Origin of the sequence: Bacteroides luti (assembly GCF_900128905.1) — a bacterium.
GTDB classification, from domain to species: Bacteria; Bacteroidota; Bacteroidia; order Bacteroidales; family Bacteroidaceae; genus Bacteroides; species Bacteroides luti.
Genome location: NZ_FQTV01000028.1, coordinates 1 through 20,084, shown reverse-complemented (window position 1 = coordinate 20,084; position 20,084 = coordinate 1). Strand labels below are relative to the sequence as shown.

Below are 20,084 nucleotides of genomic sequence, written 5' to 3'. Positions count from 1 at the left end.
TATTAATAGTTTGGTCACCATTAAAATACTAAAAATCAATAATATGCACAACTTATTTTCTAACATTTTTTAGTGAATTAATTCCGCCAACGGGTAACAAGAAACTTATTTCTCTTCAGTTTTTTCCACGTCTAAGTATTCTGCCAATTCTCTTTCACCAAAACGAATTCCATACGATTCATCATGCTGACTGATGTCAAGTCCAATGTGTTCGCTTTTAACAGATACTCGCATTGGTATCATTCTATCTGTAATCCAGTAAAGAGCGTAAGTTACCACAAATGTGTAAACACATACAATAACTACAGCCAAAAGATGTATCAGAAAAACATGAATGTTCCCGGCAACTAAGCCGTTAACAAAAACACCAGTAAGAATAGTACCTGTTATACCTCCTACACCATGAGTAGGAAATACATCTAATGCATCATCTACTGAATTGTAATTTTTCCAGTGAACAGCCACATTACAAACAATTGTTGTAATTAAAGCAATAAACATACTTTGGCCTACAGTTACATAACCGGCAGAAGGGGTGATTGCAACCATACCAACCACAGCTCCGATAGCAGCTCCCATAGCTGAAGGTTTACGTCCACGAAGGCTATCAAAGAACACCCAGGCAAGCATTGCTGTTGCCGAAGCGGTATTTGTATTTAAGAATGCTTTCACAGCCACTCCATTAGCAGCAAGTGAAGATCCGGCATTGAAACCAAACCAACCTAACCAAAGCATTGATGCGCCCAGAATAACAAGTGCAATATTTGCAGGAGTTCTGTCTCCTCCCCTGTCGCAGCGTCTTCCTAAAAATATTGCTCCTGTAAATGCGGCAACACCCGAAGAGGCATGAACCACAATGCCACCTGCAAAATCGACAACACCTAGTTGGCGCAAGAAACCATCAGGATGCCATGTCCAGTGAGCCAAAGGACAATAAACAAAGATGCAGAATAAAATCATGAATACCATATATGCCGAGAAACGAACACGTTCCGCAAATGAACCGGTAATCAATGAAGGAGTAATTATAGCAAACTTCATTTGAAACAAAGCATATAATGCCAAAGGTATTGTAGGGCTTAAAAGTGCATTAGTCTTTGCACCTACTCCATTAAACATGAAAAAAGTAGCAGGGTTACCTACAAAACCTCCTATATCGTTTCCAAAAGCCAAACTAAATCCAAATACAACCCAAAGAACGCTGATTACCCCCATTGCAATAAAGCTTTGAAGAATTGTGGAAATCACATTTTTCTGACGTACCATACCGCCATAAAAGAACGATAATCCGGGAGTCATCATTAATACAAAAATTGTTGCAGTAAGAATCCATGTTACGTCCGTGTAGTTTACTTTCGCGTCGGGCTCCCATATTCCAGCAGTTTCAGGAGTAAAAACTCCAATAACACAAAAGATGACCAGAATCGTCATCATAATAATCCATCTTTTTTTCATTTCTTCCTATTTAGCTATTAAGCAATCAACTAAAGAATTAATCATTTCTGCTATCAAAATTACATTTAGAAACAATTAAATACAAAACTAACCCATTTTATTTTTCGGGCGCAAAGTTACTAAACATTTTGCAAGTACAAACAAATACATGCAATCTTTTTGATATACAGCCAACAAAATATCAAAAATAAAATTTGAATAAAAAAGGGAAAACAATAACACTTTATCAAAAAATAACGTATCTTTCGTCATGTTTAACCCAAAAATCTATCATTATGATAATCGGAATTCCAAAAGAGATCAAAAACAATGAGAATAGGGTCTCACTCACCCCAGGTGGCGCAAAAGAACTAATAAAAAGAGGCCACCCCGTATACGTACAACACAATGCAGGAATTAATAGCGGCTTTGATGACGAAGCTTATATAGCAGCTGGAGCAAACATTCTATCCACTATAGAAAAAGTTTATGAAATAGCAGAGATGATTGTTAAAGTAAAAGAGCCTATTGAACCTGAATATAAATTAATCAAACCCAATCAAGTAGTATTTACTTATTTTCATTTTGCATCGGAAAAAGAACTTACTTATGCAATGATTGACAGTAAAGCTGTCTGTATTGCATACGAAACAGTAGAAAAGGAAGACAGATCTTTACCTTTACTAATCCCTATGTCTGAAGTAGCTGGTAGAATGGCAATACAGGAAGGTGCGAGATTTCTTGAAAGACCGCAAGGTGGCAAAGGCTTACTGATAAGCGGTGTTCCGGGAGTAAAGCCGGCAAAGGTATTGGTTCTTGGAGGTGGAGTTGTGGGTAGTAATGCTGCATTCCTTGCTGCCGGCATGGGAGCCGACGTAGTTATTGCCGATATATCACTTCCACGTTTGCGCTATCTGAGTGAAATTATGCCTCACAATGTGAAAACACTATATTCTTCTCCTCATAATATTGAAGAGGAACTTCCAACCACCGATCTGGTTATTGGCGCAGTATTGATTCCCGGAGCAAAAGCTCCTCATTTAATAACCCGTGAAATGCTGAAATATCTCAGAAAAGGCAGTTTAATGGTAGATGTTGCTATTGACCAGGGCGGATGTTTTGAAACTTCTCACCCAACTACACATACAGATCCTCAATATGTTGTTGACGGTATAGCTCACTATTGCGTAGCCAACATTCCGGGTGCAGTTCCTTATACTTCAACACTTGCTCTTACAAATGCAACTTTTCCTTATGTAGTAGCTTTAGCAAATAAAGGATGGGAACAAGCTTGCAAAGAAGATAAGAGTCTGGCTAAAGGATTGAATATTGTAAAAGGTAAAGTTACTTATCCGGCTGTAGCCGAAACCTTTGGTTTAAAGTACGAACCTATTGAATTATAATATACGATAGATAGAGCTGCTTATCAGCTCTATCTATTATTATTTACTCAAACGAAATAGACTAATCTCATCTAAATAAGATATAAAAAAGCAATATACTATTATTGTGATATATATCCATCAGAGTTTATAAATATTATTGATCCAGATCTTGTTACGTATACATATCGTCCTATTGGATCTTGTCCAGTATACATTCCCCGTGGAAAATTGAAAGAAACTTTTTTTATAATATTTCCATTGACATCTACTACTTTAGCTTCATATGATAGATCTACATAAGATACAACTAATAATGAATTATCATTAATCATATTGCATAAAATAGCAGAGGCGTAAAGCCACTCTCCATTATCACGACCTTTTTGTTCCCAAATAACAGATCCTTTATTATCTATTTTTACAACATACGCATTTCCTATAAGATAATAATTACCATCAGAAGAAGGCAGAATCTTTATAAATGTATTAACTTGATCTTTTGGATATTCATATTTTAATTTATTTAAAAGATTCCCTTCAGCATCCAATTGAATAAGTGAACAATCATTATCAGTAGACCAGCCACAACACAACAACGTTCTAGTTGTCTCATTATAAATAATATCCACCAAGGATTTTGCAACTCCTAATTTATTGGGAATGTCTACATATTTTTTCCAAATTATATTTCCATCAGGAGAGACTTTAACTAAATAAAAACAATCTGACCCACGACCTTCATTATCTAGTTCCTTCCAAGCATATCCTCCAAGAATAATATTTTCATCTGGAAGAAGTACACTTGTTGTTGAGAACTCAAGCTCCTGATCGTTTATACTTTTTTTCCAAAGTAAAGTTCCGTTTTTACTTATTCTGATAACAGTCTTTTCAGTTGTAAGAATGTAATCACCATTACTTATTTCAAACATATTTAAATTGGGCTGCTCTTTGCTGTCAGGCTCAGGAATACTACAAGTCCATTCGATATTGTAAGCTGAATTCATTTTTAGAGCAACTTTGTAGTAATCTCCTAAAATCTCATAATAGCCAATGGCCATATAGCCTCCATCTTTCGTTTTTCCAAAAAACATGAACTCCCCTAATCTGTAATCATACTTATCTAATTCAATATTGATAACTTGATCAATGAAACTTTTCATGGTTCTTGTTTTACCAGATACAAGTTTTACATTTAAATCCTCACTGATAGCTCTAACAGTTACCTTATAGTCTGTGTTAGGTTTTAGATTTTTTAATCGATAGTCATAATAATCCAGGTATTCATTTTTATCTATTTTATCATACACTGTCATTGTATCATTCACAATTATTTCATAGCTTTTAGCATTCTTTACAGGATACCATTTTAAATAAATATCTTTATCAGTGGAAGATATTTCTACGGAAAAATCACCTGTCATAACAGATTCAGCCTGTTTTGCAATCTCTGGTTCTACCACAATTTCTTCTTTGGAACATTGAGCCAGAAGTAAGCATAGAAATATGTATATAAATATTTTTTTCATATTTGTAGAATTACGGTAATTCAACCTCAACAAATAGAGGTTTATTTTCATTCAGAATAGCAGAATAGCCTATTCTTATTTTATTTTTATATATAAATGCTTGTACATCTGCATCTTTAAAATATGCATCAAAGAGATCTATCAGTCGCCAACATTGTGTTTTCAAGTCATACTCCCAAACATCTCTTAAATTATTAGATGCTTCTCCTCCTACTAGATATAATTTATCTTGATTATATAATAATTTACTATGAGAACGTTGAGTTGGCCCTCCTCTAAGTGAATTTAATTTTTTCCAACTATCATCTAAAGGAGAATATTCCCATAATTCAAGGAAACGATTAAAAATATAACCTTTATCCGAACTCATACAACAAGAGCTAATAAACCCGTCAAAACGTGTATTATATGGTAAATCATTTATTTTTGTCCATTTATCATTCGCAATATCATATTCCCAGAAATCTCTCAAGTATTCGGGCGTTTGAAAAAGTCCAGGCTTATTATAAGTATAAAGAGCTCCTCCGCCAATATAAATTTTATTATTTATTTTAAATGCAATAACTCCTCTCGTTGCTTTTCCTGGGTAATCCGAAACTTTTATCCATATATTCTTCGATTCTTCAAAGTCAAACAAAGCCATTTTTTGAATCGCATTATCCTCAGATATGTACATTAAAGTATAATGATCTACTTTACCAAAAATACTTACCTGATATGGAGCTGATAACGGATTTACATTTTTTTCGCTCCAAGTATTATTCTTAAGATTATATATTAATATTTTAACAGGATTAAATTCCGATTGGATATAATAAATTTCATCTGCCTTAATATAACTAGCTGCAGGCAAAGAAAGACTCGTAATGGAATATGGCATATTGGACAGATATACGTTTTTACTAATTCCTGGCAGTACATTTATCTTATAATCCAGAATATACTCTTTATCATTTAAATAGACATGAACTGAATATATGCCCGGAACAATATTATCAGGTAAATACCCAAAGCCAAGTACATGATCATCTTCCATCATACCAGAATAACTAATTTCTGTCTTTATAGGTATGGTACCATTTAATTTTATTTCAGTTTTGGTATCTGAAGACGGTAGTTTTGAATAATAGACCAAAAATGCAAAACGGTCTCCTTTCTCTAGATTCATTCCAACTTTATTTGCCTCATCTACATAATACTGACTAAAGTCAGCACCACTTATATAGAGATCAATATAGTCAACTCCTTGCGCCAATTTATCACTAAACCTTATGACTTGTGGTAAACTGCTATAATCATTTTTTTCAGATCTTAATATTACTTTTACTTTGTAATCATGTTTTTTCTGAGAAACTTTTATCGTCAATTTATGCGTTTGTTCCTTTTCTTTGCTTAACTCTATTGGTATTTCTTCTGGTTCTGCATTTTCTGTTGTCATATCCCAAAGACTGATATGAGCCTCTTTAATAGAGGCACCGTCACCTATATTGATTCTAAGCTCTAACTCACAAGTATTCTCAGAAGTTATATTGGTAGATAATATATTTATTGCAGGCGCAACAAAGTTTTCTTCATTATACTCCTTTATAGTGCAACCAACAAGGGAAAATATTGCAATTGACAATAAACATACTTTTTTTATATGAACATATATAATCTGAACCATATACAATATAAAAGATAAAATATTAGCAAGAGATAGAATATAGGAGTTTTGTTTCATAGTATTATATTGCATACGTTTAAATAAATTATTCCACAAGATAAAGGATATGCAAAATTACACATAAATCACACCTAAGCAACTTTTTTTTACAGTTTATCTTTTCAAATCAATAAAAATGAAGAATAGCATAAAATGGAAAAATTATGAGAAGTGATTCAATAAGGGAGAAATATAATTGAAGAAATATATAGAGTTATCTTCCGGCAATATTATAAAAAAAACGATTTTTACAACCTATAGAACTAATAATAAGCAATATAACACATTTTAACTACAAGAATTCACTTTTGAGGTAAACTTATAAGGACGTTTTCTGACAATACGTTTTACTTTTTTACTTAAATAACTGATTATAAACTGCGGAAAAATTAGTTTCACCCCCTATAATAACAAAAAAGAGAACCTATTTTTCCGCAAAATTCAAAAACATTAGTTCGTTATAAATTGGGTTAACTTAATAATTCTTTATGTGGCAATAGCGGCAAACTCAATTAGCTGAAAAGTCTGCCATTTAAGTGTTTGTTCGGTCTTATACAGGACAAAACAATAATTCTTTAAAGCAAGCAAATATTGTGCATCATGGTTTTCTCAGCACTTATCCATTATAAAGTTTGCAAGACTTACATTCAATACGCTTTAAACTAAAGTGTAAACATCGTGCTTATCCATTATAAAGTTTAGAAGGCAGATACAACCTGTTTGCAGGCATTGAATTCATCAATCACCTCTTTTACTACTTCAGCAACAGGTTTAAGTTCATGAATAAGTGAAGCAACCTGACCAATTTCCAACTCGCCTTCATCGAGATTTCCTTCAAAGATTCCTTTTTTTGCACGACCTTTACCTAACAATTCTCGCATCTCTTCCACTGATGCTCCACGAGCTTCGGCTTCTTCTACTTGGGAGAAGAACTTTCCTTTAACTAATCGCACCGGAGCTAGTTTCTTCAATAGAAGTTTGGTATCACCTTCATTGAGAGACAAACACAATTCTTTAAAATTATCGTGCGCCGAACTTTCTTTTGTCAAAGCAAAACATGTTCCCATCTGAACACCTTCGGCTCCTAATGCCATAACTGCGAGCATCGCTGCACCAGTAGCTATACCACCAGCAGAAATTAATGGCAGCGAAGTTGCTTTCCTGACTGATGGAATAAGACAAAGAGTCGTTGTCTCTTCTCTTCCATTATGTCCGCCTGCTTCAAAACCTTCGGCTACAATTGCATCTACACCTGCCGCTTCGCATTTTTCTGCAAACTTGGCACTAGAGACTACATGTGCTACCTTAATACCATTTTGTTTCAGATAAGATGTCCAGGCCTTGGGGTTTCCTGCTGAAGTAAATACAACCTTCACCTTCTCTTCAACAACAATCTTCATAATTTCATCTATCTGGGGATACATAAGTGGGATATTTACTCCAAACGGTTTATCAGTCGCCTCGCTACATTTTCTGATATGTTCACGAAGAACTTCAGGATGCATGGAACCTGCTCCTATCAATCCTAATCCACCGGCATTACTTACAGCAGAAGCCAGTCGCCATCCACTGCACCACACCATTCCTCCCTGTATAATAGGGTATTTTATTCCAAAAAGATCACATATTCTATTCATAAATCATTTATTTACCTTCAAAGATATTATAAAGTTTTGATGAATAATCCAGGAAAGAAAAGAAAATGCACACACGGCTTACTATATATATAGAAGCCATGCGTGCATCACTCTGATTAAAAACGACTCTAAAATAACCACCACTCTATGGCAAAAGCTTTATTTCATCAAATTTCTTAGATACGCGTGTATCGCAAGCAAGTAAAGAAATAGCCTTATGATTTTGATCGAGCATAAGAATCAAACTTTCCTTATGATTCCCGTTCAACACATATACCGGACTATAGTAAGCTACTTTATGTAGATATTTTGCTATGCAGGAAAGATCTTCATGCTTCTTTCCGGAAACCGGAAACAAATCGAATTTATCTTTATGACTTTCCACATACTTAACCACCTCGGGAAAATTTTCCGTTGAATAATCAGACTCATCACAGAACAGATAAACAATTTTATACTTCTTCGAAGAAGTGTTTATCAACGAATCCATCATTGCAACATTAGCCTGACGAATTTTAATAAGGTCATCGGGCATATCTGTTTCAATACTAAAGTTAGGTTTTGGCTTATCAGCATAATGAGTCCATAAATCGGGTGGTTTTCTCCAGAATATGGATTCAAGAATATCTTCTGCACTAAAAGATAATGCAACTCCGGCAGAAGGACCAAACATTGTCTTAATCTTATCTGCAGCCAGATATCTTGGAGTTGTGGCATCTTTACTAATTTGCATTCCTCCTCTGGGAGGCATTTTAAATTCGCCAAATCCCATTGGGTCTACTTTCAGTTTCTGTCCACTCCTACGATTTTCGTAAGCAGAAGCAAAACAAGAAAATCCCAGCATCAGTTTTCCTTCATGCGGGGCATCCAAACTCTCTTTCTTACCTAGAATTTCGTTTGTAAGATCCTTCACATCCGTCGACTTCATATTAGAAGAAGACGATGACATACGTGGAGAACCTAAATTGATAGATTTTAGAGCTTCCGGATTTATTATTATTTCTTTTTCTACTGACATTTCGCTTTTTTGAGTGACAGTTTTTTTAGTTTCTTTGCGCTGCTGCGCATTACTAGCAACAATAGCTGTAACAAAAAACAAAACAACGAGATATATTCTTTTTGTCATTTAATTCCAACGATAATTAGTACCTTCTAATGGATTCTCTGAAAAAGGATCTATTAAATTATATTCAGGCTGGCTTATCACCTTGTACCACCATTTAATATATAAGTCTGCAACTTCTTTAATTTCACTATCAGAAAGATAAGCATATTGCAAATGTTCATTCACGTCTTTATGAACGAGCTTGCATCCCAAAGATGCATAACGTCCAACCCTGATGGATTCGATAGTCCACATAATACATTCCCCGAGACGATAATTAGCATAAGGTCCGTATGAAGAAACTACATTTGCAGGAAAAAATTCGATAGTAGACATATCTTTCACATATTTAATAAGCTCGGGAATATCTTTTTTTGCAAAAACCGGAACCTCAACGAATCCATAAGGACTTTTCGTATCATACGTTCCCGCCTTTATCTGCTTAACAAACGTTTTTGGATTTGGATTATCAAAGTCAACATCCTCTCCGCTACATCCTGTAAAAAGTAAACAATAAGCCACGAGAAACAGAATGCCCATTACCAATGGCCATAGATTTCTTTTCATAATAAAGTTCTTTAAGGAGATTAATGTTGCTAGTACACTAATTTAACTCCGCAACGGAGATTGAAATTAAGAGGTCTTTCCTTTCTTATTGTAGATGCAAGTGCATGATCGTCAAAATAGTATGCAAGACCAGGTTCTGCAAAGAGCGCCAGATGCTCGGATGTATTATACTGGAATCCAACAGAAGCAGTGAGCGAACATTGCATTCTGTCCATATTATAATCATCTTTATCTGTTTGACTTGTTCCTGAATAATATTCTGATTTTGGAGAAATACATTCTTCCAACATTCCACCGGCAGATGCATAAAGATCAAAATCTTTTTTGTTAATCAGCGTATAACTAACTCTAAGTGGTATTCCAAGGAAATGGAATTTCTGATCGGTAAGATTTCCTCCGGCCTCATCCTTTAATGATGAGCGTAATAAGGTATAATTTATCCCGCTTTCTATTGAAATTTTATCAGAAAGTCTTTTCCCGATAGTCAGACTCAATGAAACGGGTTCTTTATAGCAAATATTTATTGGTTCTGAGTTGCTTCCAACCTTTGTAAAAGATTTGCAAGGTTCTATAGAAGCCGATAAACCCAGGCTCCATTCTTTTTCTGTATGAACTTTTATGTAATCATCATCTTCCTGAGCAATTGCTTCAGCCACTTGCACTTCGGTAGACATAAGTACATTCTGTGATTGCTTCTTTGGTTGTTCTTTTTGAATAGCAGTATCAGCCGGAATAGTTTCAACAGTCTTCTCTATAACTACTTTTTCTTCCGGTACAGGAGTCTGTTCAACAACTTCTTCAGTAACAGGATTGCTGATTATTACCTTATCCGCCTTTGCTATTGCGCTGTGCTTTTCAATAACAGGTGCAGAAGCATTGCTTAATAAGGAAGAAGCTTCTTTATGAGGAGCGAACATCCAAACCGCAGCCGAGCATGCAAATAATATCAGAAAAATGGCTGCTGCAGCAATAAACAATATAGAATAAAGCTTTCTTGGAGAAGGTTTGGATAATTCTTTTTCCAGATCTTCCCACATGTCCTCTTGCAACGGAATTTCGTATTTCTTCAGTCGCGAGTGAAACAGTTCGGTTAATTCATCTTCATCTTTCTTCATTGCGGATAAATTCTTTAATTTTCTTAGCTAACATACTTTTTGCTCTATGAAGTTGTGAAGTGGATGAATGTTCATTGATGTGAAGTAAAGCAGCAATTTCTTTGTGAGACTTTTCTTCGAACACGAATAAGTTGAACACTGTACGATAGCCAGCGGGCAACTCAGTCACAAAAAGCATTAGCTGTGAATCCGAAATTCCTTCATACAATTCTTTTTCGGGTAGTTCAATCACATCCGGCAATTCTTCTTCCTGAACAAATACTTCCTGCATTTTTTTCTTTTGCTGCAAGTAGTCCAATGAAAGATTTGCCATCACTCTGCTCATCCATAACTCTAAAGAGCCATTCCCGCGATAATCAAATTTTGAAATCGATTTGTAGATTTTAATAAAACCATCGTGGAGAATATCATGCGCAACGTCTATATCGCCTGTATAGCGATAACACACAGCAAGCAGTCTCTTGGAATAAAGAGTGTAAAGTTCCTTTCGGGCAGCATTATCACCTGCCCGACAGCCTTTAACCAATTCTAATTCCTCTTTCAACTTACTCTAGTTTTGTATAGACGTATTTGCGTTGTCTATATGTATAACTCCGTGAATTTATAAATGCTGCATGAGAAAATAAAAAAAAATTCTCCTACACTATTTTTCTATAACAAACAAAAGTAAAAGAAGTTTCTGTATTAACCTAATATGGTGGACGAAAACATGTGATTCAATAGACGAATAGGTTAAATTACCCAGATAAACACAATTAATAAGCTAAACAATTTATTAGGTATATATTTCTTAAAAGGTCTACAGCTTTTTCGAATAAATAGTAGACCTTTTATAAATAAAGTGTAGACTATTTCAATAATAGGTGTAGGTCTAAAACAAAAAACATCCCGTTTGGCTAGTTTACCAAACGGGATGTTTACCATTAAATATAAGGATTCCTTATTTTATCATTAACAAGCTTTAAAGCTCATATCCAAGCCTTTAACTGAATGAGTAAGTGCACCTACAGAAATAAAGTCCACTCCACATTCTGCATAATCGCGAAGAGTATTGAAAGTAATACCACCAGAAGATTCTATTTCAAATCTACCGCCGATCATTTCAACCGCTTTACAGGTATTCTCAATATTGAAGTTATCAAGCATTATACGATCTACTCCACCAAGAGCAAGCACTTGATTAATTTCATCAAAGTTACGTACTTCAATTTCAATCTTCAGATCTTTACCTTTTTCCTTGCAATATTCTTTAGCACGGTTAATAGCTTTATCAATGCCGCCGGCAAAGTCCACATGATTATCTTTTAAAAGAATCATATCAAAGAGTCCGATACGGTGGTTTACACCGCCACCAATTTTTACAGCCTCTTTTTCAAGCATACGCATACCCGGAGTAGTTTTACGAGTATCCAATACACGAGTTTTTGTTCCTTCGAGACGCTTTACATACTTACGTGTTGTTGTAGCAATACCGCTCATGCGTTGCATTACATTCAACATCAAACGTTCTGTTTGCAACAATGACTGAACTTTTCCGGATACAATCATAGCTACATCACCAGGTTTAACTTCAGCGCCATCATTTATAAATACTTCTACTTTCAATTCAGGATCGAAGCGATGAAATATTTCCTTTGCTACTTCTATTCCGGCAAGTACACCTTCTTCTTTAATAAGAAGTTTGGATTTTCCCATTGCAGTAGCAGGAATACAAGATAGAGTTGTATGATCGCCATCACCTATATCTTCGGCAAAAGCTAAATCTATTAGTCTGTCAATTAAATCATTCATTTGTTTTAACTATTCTAATTTGATGAATTAACGATGAGTTATTATCGCTCTTCTTAAAAAAACAATTTACCCGGAATGAGCCGTTTACCGTGCTCAATGTACCAACAATAAAACCTGATTCATCTCGGTTTCCCTGATGATTTACAATAAATCCGGTAACTTTATTTGCAGAAAAGAAACCAGCCATGGCTTTTTGAGCCTCAACTTTTTTAAATTTCTGAGGATTATCTTTGATAATTACTACCACCTGATCACCTAAAAACGGGAGTAAATCCTGCGCGCTGCCTTTTTTAAATGCAGATGTCAAACCAACAGAATCTTGTAACTGAGCAAAAGCAGTACAGAACACAACTGCCGATAACATAAAAAGGATTAGTTTTTTCATATCAATGAGCATTAATATGTTACAAAGGTAGATATTATTTCCGGAAAACAATACTTAATTTCCCTAATTCAAAAGAAAAAGCCTATTTTTGCACCCACAAAAACTGGCTAAAAAGGAAATTATCTAATGAAAATAACACTTATCGTTGTAGGAAGAACTGTAGAAAAACATTATATCACTGCTATTAATGACTATATTGAACGTACAAAGCATTTTATATCGTTCGATATGGAAGTTATTCCTGAATTAAAGAATACGAAGAGCCTCACCATGGATCAGCAAAAGGAGAAAGAAGCTGAACTTCTTTTAAAAGCTTTTCAACCCGGAGATGTCATTGTTCTGCTCGATGAATTCGGGAAGGAATTCCGTTCAGTGGATTTTGCCAACTGGCTGGAAAAGAAGATGCATAATGTGAACAAGCGATTGGTCTTTGTTATTGGAGGACCTTACGGTTTTTCTCAAAAGATATATGATGCTGCGCATGAAAAGATTTCTATGTCGAAAATGACTTTCTCTCACCAGATGGTGCGTCTTATCTTTGTAGAACAGCTTTACCGGGCCATGACTATACTAAACAACGGCCCGTACCACCACGAGTAAATAATAGAATTCAATACAAAACTCCCGGCAAATACCTAAATATATATGCCGGGAGTAAAAACAAATCAACCAAACCAACTAATTATTCACAAAAAACACATCATTTCACATATACTTTATATTCCCACGAAGCCAGAGTTGTAGGAAGAGATTCTTTCTTTCCGGTAAAGAAGTTTGTATACTCACCTTTTGGAGTCTCTTTTTTAAACGACAGATTAACCGGATCTTTACTTAAATTGAGATAAACAAGAACTTCCGAAGATGGCAATTTACGGGCAAACACGTATGCATTGGGAGATTCTGTTATATATCTCACCATTTCACCACCTTTAATTCCTGCAGCCAAAGCCGGCTGAGAATGTTTAAGCTCATTAAGTTTCTTATAGAAAGCAAACGTTTCGTTTTTAGTCCAGTCGGGAGCCTTATCTTTTTCGAAGAATTTAAATGCACGATTCATTCCAACTTCCTGTCCGGTATAAATAAGCGGCATTCCTTTCAAAGTATAAGTCAGTATAGCAAAGGTTCTTACTCCATCACCCAAACGGTCGAACTCAGTACCTTCCCATGAATTTAAATCGTGATTAGTAATATGATTCATCAGATAAGCATCTTTAGGGAATACACTATCCTGATGAGCCAGTAATTTATCTAATTCTTCAGCGGCATTCATGGTTTTAGCCGATGAATCTGCTTTCTCTTTTTTATGTACATATTGTGCTTTATCGGCTTCTTTCGGACCTTTTGCAATCTTATTCATTACATCTTTCAAAGGCCAGTTGTAACTCATATCAAAAGCTTTTTCGTTAAGTTCCGGTTTCTCAGCTTCAGCCAACATAAATACCGGTTTTATAGAATCCAACTCTTTACGGGCATCATTCCAGAAATCAGTTGGAACTTCAAATGCAACGTCGCAACGATATCCGTCTATATCACATTCTTTGATCCAGAATTTCATGGCATCTATCATAGCTGCACGCATCTCTTTCTTTGAATAATCGAGCTTATAGGTATCCGTCCAATTGAACGGGCTGACAACCTTTCCCAAACTATCTTTCATATACCAGTCAGGATGTTGTTTCAACCACACATTATCGCATCCTGTATGATTGGCTACCCAGTCCAGAATTACTTTAAAGCCAAGTTCATGAGCTTTCTTCACCACCTCTTTAAAATCGGCAATTGTTCCAAATTCGGGATTCACCTCCTTATAATTCTTCACAGCATAATAACTGCCCAGCTTACCTTTACGATTTAGTTCCGAGATAGGATTAATAGGCATAAACCAAAGGATATCCACGCCAAGTTCCTTTAATTGAGGAAGGTGATTCTGGAATGCTTTTATCGTTCCTTCGTTAGTATACTGACGAAGATTTACTTCATAGATAACAGCGTTTCGGGACCATTCGGGATGAGAAACACCCGCTTGCAAATTGTCTGACGTATTTGCATTCTTTGATGTGCAAGAGAAAAGGGATAGAACAAGAGACAACATGATAAGATGATGTAATTTATTCATAGCTATACGATTATTAAATGGTTATTTTCAAAGGTAACCAATTAACATCGTAATGGCTTAATTATGAGCCTTAAAAGGAGAGAAACATTTATGCAAACGTTCGCATTAATCGGGCAATGCAAAATCAAGAAAAACAGGTAGATGGTCACTATATCCTCCTTGGTATTTCATTCCATAATAGGTGCGCAAAGGCTTAACACCGGAATATTTTTCATCCTTCTCAAGCAGGAAAGGCAAATTACTGATTCCAGCACTTTTTGCTGATGTACACAGTCCGCTTTTGTTATTCAACAGAAAGCCCGAAACAATGAATTGGTCGAGAATATTCCATTCGCCTTGATATTTATAAGTCCCAAAGGTTTTGTCTTTTGCCCGCTCTGCCATAAGATTGTATAGCCTTTTATCTTCAGGCGAAGCAGAAGGTGCCTTGGCATTCAGGACTTCTGATATTGATTTATTATTGGGATAGTCATTAAAATCGCCCATTATAATAATATTAGGGTGAGTGCGTGCGGTAAAAAGACTGTCTGTATAGTGTTTTAGCAAACCAGCAGCCAAAATTCTATTAGGTTCGCTCTCCTTTTCTCCTCCCGTTCGGGAAGGAAAATGGCAAACAAACACATCCAGAGAATCACCATTCATAATTTGTCCCGTTACATGAAGAATATCTCGTGTATGCTTCATGGGATTATCGGGAAAAACAATCCGGATAGAATCATGGTCAATTAAACGAAAACTGCCACGCTGATAAAGTAAGGCTACATCAATACCGCGATCATCAGGGGAATGAGTGATTATATAACGATATCCAAATTCCTTTAAAGGGGAATATTTCACAAGATCTGTAAGCACACTATCATTTTCAACTTCACAGAGGCCGACTAAAACAGGAGGATTCCACTCTCCTACTGCTGTTACTACCTTACTTATATTGTTAAGCTTCTGCTTGTATCTTCCGTAATGCCAGGCACGCATGGAGTTTGGAAGGAATTCATAATCATTCTTCAAGCTATCATGCCGGCAATCGAATAGGTTTTCTACATTATAAAACATCACGCGAAAGCCGTTCTGTGAGAAAGCCTGCGCGCAATAAAGCAAAAGGGCTACAAAAAGAGTTATTGTATAAGCAAAATGGCGACGATTCATTTCTGGTTGATTAGTTATTTATCTCCCGGCATCCACTCATAGCAACCGGCATCTGGTTTTCCATCCTGCAAGCGACTCCGCCCGTTCAAATCATACGGGTAATTACGAGCTATTTCCAGATTGGCTATATCTTTGGCTTTGCACAAAGAATCCGGACGGAAATCATATTTATAATTTTCTTTATCTATGTTTTTGAAGTTTACCTCCTTTGCCCAGGTTATATTGACCAGTCGTTCACTTTTCTCTTCTACTGAATTAATAAGCGAATTAGAAAAGTAGTAATCGAAAGCAATGCTTGTATTATCCGATTTACTTCCTTTTATTTCATCAAACGAAGAACCGGTAATCAAACAATTATAGAATGATGTTTTTAAAGGGTAACCAACGCTATTAAGTTTGTTTGCAAAAGCCAAGGCTACCCCATTACGGATATTCCAGGAGAAAAAGTTTGCCAGCGTACAATGAGTAAAAGTATAATCTCCACCCAAAAGATTAACGCAATTATCTCCGGCATTGGTAATCTGACAGTTTGCAACTACAGCTTTACAGGAAGTCATACTAAGGGCATCTCCTTCCACATTATGTAATATCGTATTGGTGAGCCTCAACTTTTCCTTATCAACAGACGATGAATCACAACGTATTCCGTACTGTCCGCTATGAATATCGGCATAATCGAAACGGTTTTGATAACTGGAAGTATAAAGGCGAATACCGCCCCACTGTCCGGGTATTCTGTTATAAGGAAGATTTGTGAACATGTTATCTAATCTGTCGCCACGAAACAGTACCGGATTTCCAAGCGTACCTTGAGCATCAATAGTACCATGCACCAATAAAGAGGTTTTATCATGGAAATAAAGTCGGGTTCCCGCTTCACATTGTAACTTCACACCGCTATTAATCCGCAAACTATCGTAAACAAGAATCGGTCTTCGGGAAGTAAATGTAGTATCTTTTTCAATAGTCTTGCCTCGCAGGATAAGTACATCCTGACCGTAAGCCAGCAATTTAATATCTTGCTTAACTCCATTGGTAATAAAAACCAGGGAATCTTTCATCAGCACAGGGTTATCTCTATCCAGCGGGTTTATTTTAACTTCCACAAAAATATGCATGCTGTCCTTTCCCTGAATCTCAATATCCGAGAATTGAGTCCCTTTTTCTCCATCCACATTAACTTTAAAGCCCGAATTGGCTGCATTAGCCAAAACAATAGAAGATATTTTCAATGCTTCTTTATTGGGATTATACACTTTAATTTTTGCTGTAGCAGAGCCAATGGAAGTAAAAACAGTGTCAAATGAAAGAGTATCCTGAGAAAAAGCAAGTAGATGAGAAGGGTTGGAAGAGAAATTCTCATCATTACACGATGAGAAAACGGCACATATCCCCGTTAGCAGGAAGCAAAACTGTATGATTGAAAGAATTTTCTTCATGAGTTTACAGATAAATATAGGGGTAACTTTTTAGCTACCCCTATACACCAAACGCAGAAAGTGCGTAAATATTATTTCTTAGCAGGAATATTCACCAATACTTCCAGCAAATGTTTCCAGAATTTATCAACTGAAGGAATATGCATGCGCTCATCAGGTGAGTGAACTCCACGGAGAGTTGGTCCAAATGATACCATATCTAATGAAGGATATTTCTCAAGGAACAATCCGCATTCCAATCCGGCATGGATGGCTTTTACTTTTGGTTCTACACCAAACAGACGAACATAAGCTTCTTCGGCTACTTTCAAAATTGGAGAAGCCGGATTTGGTTTCCATCCCGGGTAACCATCGCCCACAGAAACTTTGGCACCACCAAGTTCGAATGCAGCTTTTACTGCAGCAGATACATCTTTGCGAGATGAAAGAGTAGAACTACGTTGACTGGTTTCTACACGGATAATGTTATCTCCCGGCATTTTAATTGAAGCAAGATTGGATGATGTTTCAACAAATCCAGGAATTTCCTGACTCATCGCAAATACGCCATGGAATACTGCATAAAGTGATTTAATCAAACTAGCAGTTGTATCACGATCAATCGCTGTAGCAACCGGAGATTCAGACTGAAGTACCCATTTCATATTAGGTTCTGTCACAGCAAACTCAGCTTCTACTTCAGAAGCAAAGATATTCAGATCAACACGAATGGATTCTTTATGAGCCATAGGAAGTGCACAAACTGCATAAGCTTCACGAGGAATTGCATTGTGAAGGTTACCTCCTTTTATTTCGCAAAGATAAAGATCGTATTTTTCAGCAGCCAGAGACAAGAAACGAATCAGCTGTTTGTTGGCATTAGCTCTATTCTTATTAATATCATCACCGGAGTGACCACCTGTTAATCCTTTTACTTCAACTTTAAAATAAAAATAATCCTGTGGAGCATCTATTGACTGATAAGTATATTCAGCAACAGTATTTGCACCACCGGCACAACCAATGAATAATTCTCCTTCGTCTTCTGAATCCAGGTTAATAAGTATATCACCAGACATAAAACCTTTTTTCAAAGCATTGGCTCCGGTAAGTCCGGTTTCCTCATCAACTGTAAACAAGCACTCAATAGGTCCGTGTTCTATATCATTAGCAGCAAGAACAGCCAATTCTGTTGCTACCCCAATTCCATTATCAGCACCAAGAGTTGTACCTTTAGCTTTTAACCATTCTCCATCAACTTCTGTTTGAATAGGATCTGTAAGGAAATCATGTTCCACATTACTATTCTTTTCACATACCATATCAATATGAGACTGAAGAACTACTGTCTGTAGATTCTCTTTCCCTTTAGTAGCCGGTTTCTTTATTAAAATATTACCCGCTTCATCTACTTTCGTTTCTAGTTGGTGCTTTTCACCAAACTCTTTTAAATACTCTATAATTTGTTCTTCCTTTTTTGAAGGACGTGGCACCTGACAAATCTCATTGAAATAATGAAATACCTGTGCCGGTTTTAATTCTATTATACTCATATATTTTTATCTATTTATACTTAGCATTTTTTTATTAAATTACTAAATATGGTTAAATTGATTACTTTCCATATAGTACACCCATACTTTTTATTAGAAAAGAGAACGTATAATCCTTTCAAAAGTCTATATTTGCAGCACAAAAGTAATAGAAATGCTTTACACTATTCCTTTAGTACTGTTAATTGTTACTATATGAACAGCATTATTATGCATAAAACTATTATTTTTATAAATAGCTGAACTTCATAAAAGCTATTTATAACAGCTATGAAAACAATAAAATAAAGAATATAACTATTTAGAAACTATATCAAACAAATTATGAAGAGAATTAACTACCTTGCAAAAGGGATCCTAGCTGCGCTTGTGGTTGTTATGTTTGCACAATGTAGCGGAAAAAAAACAGATGCTGATGAATCTGTAACAGCTATGGGTGTTGCACCAAGCGGCCTTAAAATTGCTTACGTTGAAATCGACACACTGCTCACAAAATACACCTTCTGGAATGATCTGAATGAGATGATGATGAAGAAAGAAGAGAATATCCGTGCTACACTTAATCAAAAAGCTCGCGAACTTGATGCAGAAGGAAAAGAATTCCAACGTAAAGTACAAAACAATGCTTTTGTAAGCCGTGAAAGAGCTGAACAGGAAAATGCACGTTTAGTAAAAAAGCAACAGGATTTGCAGGAATTGCAATCCAGACTTACAAACGAATTACAAGCAGAGAACCAAAAGAACAGTCTTCAATTACGTGATTCTATTAATTCTTTCTTGAAAATTTATAATAAGAAGCATAAATACAGCATGATTTTCAGTAACACTGGATTTGACAATTTACTTTATGCTGATAAGGCTTACAATATCACTAATGATATTATCGAAGGACTTAACGAAAGATACGCTCCTTCTCAAAAGAAGAAATAGAAATCTTCTAAATATAAAACTAAAAGAGATACTGCTCAGACCAATTAAGCAGTATCTCTTTTTTTATGAATATACGTCTGGTGTTTTATAATATAAATCAAAACAGCATCAGCCTTCATTGAATAAATAGTGGCAGATGGGAAATAAGGGTGGAAGATAAATTGCTGATATTTTTTATCTTCTATGTTGTAATCCAAATAACAAGAGTATTATTAATATTAATTATACTTTTTATTAGCTTTGTAATCAGGTAGTTGAAGAGGAAACAAGC

General features: G+C 35.7%; 17 protein-coding genes. 3 read left to right on the top strand and 14 right to left on the bottom strand.

Annotation, left to right across the window (positions count from 1 at the left end; translation table 11 throughout):
• Positions 1-105: 105 nt before the first annotated feature.
• Positions 106-1,455 (bottom strand): ammonium transporter, encoded by a 1,350-nt coding sequence (locus BUC21_RS16055; protein ID WP_073404319.1) that lies wholly within the window; start codon positions 1,453-1,455, stop codon positions 106-108.
• A gap of 275 nt (positions 1,456-1,730) precedes the next feature.
• Here BUC21_RS16055 and ald point away from each other — a divergent pair, with 275 nt between their 5' ends.
• On the top strand, positions 1,731-2,837 hold the full coding sequence (ald, locus tag BUC21_RS16050; RefSeq protein ID WP_073404317.1) for an alanine dehydrogenase: 1,107 nt from the start codon (positions 1,731-1,733) through the stop codon (positions 2,835-2,837).
• Positions 2,838-2,938: 101 nt separating this feature from the next.
• On the opposite strand, the gene BUC21_RS16045 is transcribed toward ald, so the two are convergent.
• The 9 genes from BUC21_RS16045 to BUC21_RS16005 form a co-directional block, all read right to left on the bottom strand.
• Positions 2,939-4,345 (bottom strand): fibronectin type III domain-containing protein, encoded by a 1,407-nt coding sequence (locus tag BUC21_RS16045; RefSeq protein ID WP_073404315.1) that lies wholly within the window; start codon positions 4,343-4,345, stop codon positions 2,939-2,941.
• Between the two features lie 10 nt (positions 4,346-4,355).
• Positions 4,356-6,068 carry a Kelch repeat-containing protein gene (locus BUC21_RS16040; RefSeq protein ID WP_175550534.1) on the bottom strand — a complete coding sequence of 571 codons (1,713 nt, stop codon included), beginning with the start codon at positions 6,066-6,068 and terminating at the stop codon, positions 4,356-4,358.
• 680 nt (positions 6,069-6,748) lie between these two features.
• Positions 6,749-7,687 carry an NAD(P)H-dependent flavin oxidoreductase gene (locus tag BUC21_RS16035; protein ID WP_073404311.1) on the bottom strand — a complete coding sequence of 313 codons (939 nt, stop codon included), beginning with the start codon at positions 7,685-7,687 and terminating at the stop codon, positions 6,749-6,751.
• A 145-nt stretch (positions 7,688-7,832) separates the two neighbouring features.
• Positions 7,833-8,813: a hypothetical protein gene (locus BUC21_RS16030; protein ID WP_073404309.1), complete on the bottom strand. Its 981-nt coding sequence runs from the start codon at positions 8,811-8,813 to the stop codon at positions 7,833-7,835.
• On the bottom strand, positions 8,814-9,359 hold the full coding sequence (locus BUC21_RS16025; protein ID WP_073404307.1) for a DUF4943 family protein: 546 nt from the start codon (positions 9,357-9,359) through the stop codon (positions 8,814-8,816).
• Positions 9,360-9,388: 29 nt separating this feature from the next.
• Complete coding sequence (locus BUC21_RS16020; RefSeq protein ID WP_073404305.1) at positions 9,389-10,474, bottom strand: outer membrane beta-barrel protein; 1,086 nt, start codon at positions 10,472-10,474, stop codon at positions 9,389-9,391.
• Positions 10,461-11,018 (bottom strand): RNA polymerase sigma factor, encoded by a 558-nt coding sequence (locus BUC21_RS16015; protein ID WP_073404303.1) that lies wholly within the window; start codon positions 11,016-11,018, stop codon positions 10,461-10,463. The genes BUC21_RS16020 and BUC21_RS16015 overlap by 14 nt, the downstream gene beginning before the upstream one ends.
• Before the next feature lie 407 nt (positions 11,019-11,425).
• Complete coding sequence (gene nadC, locus BUC21_RS16010) at positions 11,426-12,265, bottom strand: carboxylating nicotinate-nucleotide diphosphorylase (protein WP_073404301.1); 840 nt, start codon at positions 12,263-12,265, stop codon at positions 11,426-11,428.
• Complete coding sequence (locus BUC21_RS16005) at positions 12,258-12,650, bottom strand: DUF4783 domain-containing protein (protein ID WP_073404321.1); 393 nt, start codon at positions 12,648-12,650, stop codon at positions 12,258-12,260. Before BUC21_RS16005 ends, nadC begins: the two co-directional genes overlap by 8 nt.
• 126 nt (positions 12,651-12,776) lie before the next feature.
• Between BUC21_RS16005 and rlmH the strand changes: the two genes are divergently transcribed.
• Complete coding sequence (gene rlmH / locus BUC21_RS16000) at positions 12,777-13,250, top strand: 23S rRNA (pseudouridine(1915)-N(3))-methyltransferase RlmH (RefSeq protein ID WP_073404299.1); 474 nt, start codon at positions 12,777-12,779, stop codon at positions 13,248-13,250.
• A gap of 100 nt (positions 13,251-13,350) precedes the next feature.
• Here rlmH and BUC21_RS15995 read toward each other — a convergent pair whose 3' ends face one another.
• The 4 genes from BUC21_RS15995 to BUC21_RS15980 form a co-directional block, all read right to left on the bottom strand.
• A complete protein-coding gene (locus tag BUC21_RS15995; RefSeq protein ID WP_073404297.1) occupies positions 13,351-14,766 on the bottom strand; it encodes an alpha-amylase family glycosyl hydrolase in 1,416 nt (471 codons plus the stop codon).
• Between the two features lie 105 nt (positions 14,767-14,871).
• Positions 14,872-15,912, bottom strand: a complete 1,041-nt coding sequence (locus BUC21_RS15990; protein ID WP_073404295.1) for an endonuclease/exonuclease/phosphatase family protein — start codon at positions 15,910-15,912, stop codon at positions 14,872-14,874.
• A gap of 14 nt (positions 15,913-15,926) precedes the next feature.
• Complete coding sequence (locus BUC21_RS15985; protein ID WP_073404294.1) at positions 15,927-17,351, bottom strand: hypothetical protein; 1,425 nt, start codon at positions 17,349-17,351, stop codon at positions 15,927-15,929.
• A 71-nt stretch (positions 17,352-17,422) separates the two neighbouring features.
• The gene (locus BUC21_RS15980) at positions 17,423-18,883 is read right to left on the bottom strand and encodes an aminoacyl-histidine dipeptidase (protein WP_073404292.1); all 1,461 of its coding nucleotides are present in this window, start codon (positions 18,881-18,883) and stop codon (positions 17,423-17,425) included.
• Between the two features lie 324 nt (positions 18,884-19,207).
• Here BUC21_RS15980 and BUC21_RS15975 point away from each other — a divergent pair, with 324 nt between their 5' ends.
• Positions 19,208-19,813: an OmpH/Skp family outer membrane protein gene (locus tag BUC21_RS15975; protein ID WP_073404290.1), complete on the top strand. Its 606-nt coding sequence runs from the start codon at positions 19,208-19,210 to the stop codon at positions 19,811-19,813.
• Positions 19,814-20,084: the final 271 nt, after the last annotated feature.